Here is a 397-nt window from a genome sequence, read left to right as displayed (position 1 = left end):
GTTGGGGCTGATCACGCCGCAGGTTCTGTCCAGCGGCCATGGCGCGCTGCATCGCGAATTCTCGATGAATTACGGGTTGGCCGTGGTGGCCAGCGTCTTCGTGCTCAAGCTGGCGGCGTCGGCGGTCTCGCTGGGCTCGGGTTTTCGCGGCGGACTGTTCTTTGCCTCGCTGTTCCTCGGTGCGCTGCTCGGCAAGGCGTTCGCGGATGTGATGCTTGTTATTTCTCCGGCAACCGGCATCGACCCTGCCGTCGCCGCCGTCGTCGGCATGACGTCGCTCGCCGTCGGTGTCGTCGGCGGTCCGCTGACGATGACCTTCCTGGCGCTGGAATCGACCCGCGACCTGACGCTGACCGGCGTCGTGCTGGCCGCCTCGATCATGTCGGCCATCCTGGTG

At 66.2% G+C, this 397-nt stretch carries 1 protein-coding gene; it reads left to right on the top strand.

Going from position 1 to position 397, the window contains the following annotated elements:
• A partial coding sequence (locus EN955_RS34690; protein WP_164769981.1) for a chloride channel protein occupies window positions 1-397 on the top strand: 397 nt, incomplete at both ends.

It is taken from the genome of Mesorhizobium sp. M7A.F.Ca.CA.001.04.2.1 (assembly GCF_003998485.1).
In the GTDB taxonomy this organism is placed as follows: Bacteria; Pseudomonadota; Alphaproteobacteria; order Rhizobiales; family Rhizobiaceae; genus Mesorhizobium; species Mesorhizobium ciceri.
Note: the sequence above shows the minus strand (reverse complement) of the source record. Positions and strands in the feature narration are given on the sequence as shown.